This is a genomic window from Dehalococcoidales bacterium, from assembly GCA_028717385.1.
GTDB lineage: Bacteria > Chloroflexota > Dehalococcoidia > Dehalococcoidales > CSSed11-197 > CSSed11-197.
The window spans coordinates 1-3,001 of sequence record JAQUNW010000069.1 but is presented as its reverse complement, the minus strand read 5'-3'; the positions used below and the strand labels follow the sequence as shown (position 1 = coordinate 3,001).

Sequence of the window (3,001 nt, the reverse complement as noted above, 5' to 3'; positions counted from 1 at the left end):
AAGTTTTGGAAGGTGCTTTATTCCGGCCAGTTTTCCACAGATACGATTTCCCATTCGCTAGCACATCGAGCCTCTTCCTCGGCTCTAGCCTGATAGCCTTCTATTAGCTGTTGTTCCAAATTTGAAGCGTCTTCACAAGTCATCTTAAAAACTCGCTCCGAAATTCAAGGAAGAAGATTAAACATTTCCAGCCTGGGGATGGAGCCATTCAGGTTGATAGTGCTTATGGCACCGGTGTCCATGTAAAACCGGCTTATATTGACGAGCGGCAAATTTAACACTTTACAGACGATGGTAAGAATAACAAAATAATGGGTAACAACCAGCACCGTTTCACCGTTATGTTTAGCCAGAACGTCTTCTATAACTTTCCAGCCACGCTCCTGCACCATGGAAAGGGATTCCCCTCCAGGCGCACAAGCCAGCTCGGCGTTTTCGTCCAGCTCGGATACAACCTGGGAAAAGCGACGACCGAGGTCAGATGTAAAAATGCCTTCGTAATCCCCTGCATCGATTTCTACCAGTTCCGGCACCGTAATAATATCAAGGCTGCGGCCTTCAGTGATAATACGTGCGGTTTCCAGTGCACGGCAAAGCGGGCTTGCATAAACGGCGTGGAAGACTTCCTTATGTAAAAAGTCACGCGCTTTTTGAGCCTGGCTTCTGCCAAAATCATTCAAGGGGACATCACTCTTGCCGCCCTGAACCCTCATGAGCTTGTTCCATTCCGTTTCTCCGTGACGTGCCAGAATAATTCGAGCCATAAAAATCAAAAACTCCTAGTTTGCTTCTATTACCAACTTTGTGCGGTGTATGGAAACTGGCGGCGGGAGCCCAAGTGCCTTCACCACCTGTTCCGGCCGGCCGGAACCACCGCTATCGCACTGTAAATCCATACCAATAATAATTATTGAAGGGGTCGCTTCTTCAATCCAAATATCATATATCTGGCTTCTTAAATCATAACTACGCGTCTTCTCTTCACGTCGGTGAGTCCACGGTAAATTGTCCAGATCAAGCAGATTAGCAATCGCCGCTTCCACTTCCTGCCGGCTGTTGCCAACTGATACTTCAACCCTGTAATGCGCCCGGCGCACCTGACCCTGCAAAGATGGAGCATTCAGAGCCGCCACCATAACCTGTTTTACCTCCAGGTCATCCGGGAGCTGCTGGTTAACCATCGTGAGTATATAATGTGGAGAATATTCCCGGGCAAATACCACATCCATTAGTTCTGATTCACCTGTTACCCCCAATGGGAGTGGTGCTGCTATGTGAATCCTGGGGTGAGGATTGAAACCTTCTGAATAAGCCAGCTCAAGCCCGGCGCGTCGGAAAGCTCTATGCCACAGACGAATTAAATCCAAATGGGAAATATATTTGAGACGAGCGCCCCTTGAAAACCTAAGCCGCAGCCGCTGCATCCTGTTGCTTGGCTTCCTGGGTTACCAGAACCTCTTTTATTTTTTTACCCTTCATACGGGTAACCACAATCTTGAGCCCATTGTAACGCAGTACTTGCCCCTGCCGGGGGAATTTGCCCAAAAAACTCAGGATAAACCCGGCTACAGTCTCGTATTCCCCTTCCGGAAGATCTAAGCCCAGTTCTTCATTAGCCTCTTCTATACGCATACCTCCATCTATCTGGAAGGTATATTCATTGATAGCTTCATATTCTTTTTCCGCTGCAGCCAATTCATCCCCCACCGGGCCGACAATTTCTTCCATTAAGCGGCTAAGCGAAACAATACCAGCCGTACCGCCATATTCATCAATAACCACGCACATTCGGAAGTTGTTTTCTTTCATTTCGGTAAATAGTTCGCTTATTTTTTTGGTTTCTGGCGTAAAATAAGCCGGGCGCATGAACTCTTCTACCGAGTTTTCCAAACTGGCACAATCTTTAGCAATTGCCATTAATACATCTTTTATGGAAAGTATACCGATGATGTTATCCAAATTTTCTTCATAAACCGGAAAGCGGGATATAGGGGATTCGGAATATAACTTAAGGAAATCATTCAATGATGTACCTTTTTCAACCGCAATTATCTCAGTCCTTGGAACCATAACCTCGAACACCGGGTTATCTCCAAATTCGAAAACCGCATGTAAAAGCTCAGCTTCTGACTTTTCTACCGAACCCTCACGTGAGCCTACGTTGATCATGGCTTTGATTTCTTCCGGGCTGGCTAGCAGCTGCTGTGAATTATTACCGCCGATTATTTTTGTAATCCCGCTGGCGATCAGGCTAAGCAATACTACCACCGGATAGAACACCCAGGACAAAATCTGGATAGGGCGAGCAACAATAAAAACCAGTTTCTCCGCGTTGTGGCTGGCAAATATTTTGGGAGTATTTTCGGCAAATATCAAAAGCAGAATGGTGACCATGATGGTTGATATAGCTACGCCTCGCTCTTCCCCCCAGTAAGAGACCGCCAACACTGTACCAATTGCAGCAGCGGCAGTGTTTACCAGATTGTTGCCAAGAAGTATTGTGGAAAGGATGCGTTCTGGCCTTTCCAGCATCCTCGCAACCAGAGCTGCCCCTCTCTTGCCGGTTTCAACCAGATGTTGAAGACGGTAGCGCTCAATGGAAATAAATGCTGTTTCTGAACTGGAAAAGAACGCCGAAATGATAATACATAGTATTAGAAGAACCCAGTACAGGGCTTCAGACGACAATTTTTAACTCACCTCTTCTGCTTGCACGACCTCTAGTGGTTTTATTCATAACTTTTGCCAAAAGGCATGATATCATCCAAGGCACATAGTGTCAACGAATTTATAAGTACCAGATGCCCAACTTTATTATACAGTAAAACGCAATTATTGGTTGGTTGTACGTAAAACTAAACTCATGCCATTCCGGAACGCAGTGAAGAATCTCACACGAGTTGTGCCCGTCTATACGGAAACACCGCGTATGTTACAACGGGCACTCATAAACAAGTGTCACCCTGGAGCGTAGCGAAGGGTCTCACACGAGTTGTGCCCG

At 46.4% G+C, this 3,001-nt stretch carries 4 protein-coding genes; all 4 read right to left on the bottom strand.

All coding sequences use genetic code 11. From position 1 onward, the window contains the following. Window positions 1-17: 17 nt before the first annotated feature. Genes PHX29_07400 through PHX29_07385 form a run of 4 tightly spaced genes read right to left on the bottom strand, consistent with a single transcriptional unit; the run spans window position 18 to window position 2,688 of the window. The gene (locus PHX29_07400; GenBank protein MDD5605707.1) at window positions 18-143 is read right to left on the bottom strand and encodes a hypothetical protein; all 126 of its coding nucleotides are present in this window, start codon (window positions 141-143) and stop codon (window positions 18-20) included. Between the two features lie 21 nt (window positions 144-164). After that, the gene (locus PHX29_07395; GenBank protein MDD5605706.1) at window positions 165-764 is read right to left on the bottom strand and encodes a histidine phosphatase family protein; all 600 of its coding nucleotides are present in this window, start codon (window positions 762-764) and stop codon (window positions 165-167) included. Window positions 765-779: 15 nt separating this feature from the next. Then, window positions 780-1,424 carry a TIGR03936 family radical SAM-associated protein gene (locus PHX29_07390; protein ID MDD5605705.1) on the bottom strand — a complete coding sequence of 215 codons (645 nt, stop codon included), beginning with the start codon at window positions 1,422-1,424 and terminating at the stop codon, window positions 780-782. Next, window positions 1,405-2,688 (bottom strand): hemolysin family protein, encoded by a 1,284-nt coding sequence (locus PHX29_07385; protein MDD5605704.1) that lies wholly within the window; start codon window positions 2,686-2,688, stop codon window positions 1,405-1,407. The genes PHX29_07390 and PHX29_07385 overlap by 20 nt, the downstream gene beginning before the upstream one ends. Window positions 2,689-3,001 lie beyond the last annotated feature (313 nt).

What these genes read in the sequence shown, in the direction of transcription:
- PHX29_07400 (MDD5605707.1), bottom strand. Translation starts at nt 143, where the DNA reads ATGACTTGTGAAGACGCTTCAAATTTGGAACAACAGCTAATAGAAGGC.
- PHX29_07395 (MDD5605706.1), bottom strand. Translation starts at nt 764, where the DNA reads ATGGCTCGAATTATTCTGGCACGTCACGGAGAAACGGAATGGAACAAG.
- PHX29_07390 (MDD5605705.1), bottom strand. Translation starts at nt 1,424, where the DNA reads ATGCAGCGGCTGCGGCTTAGGTTTTCAAGGGGCGCTCGTCTCAAATAT.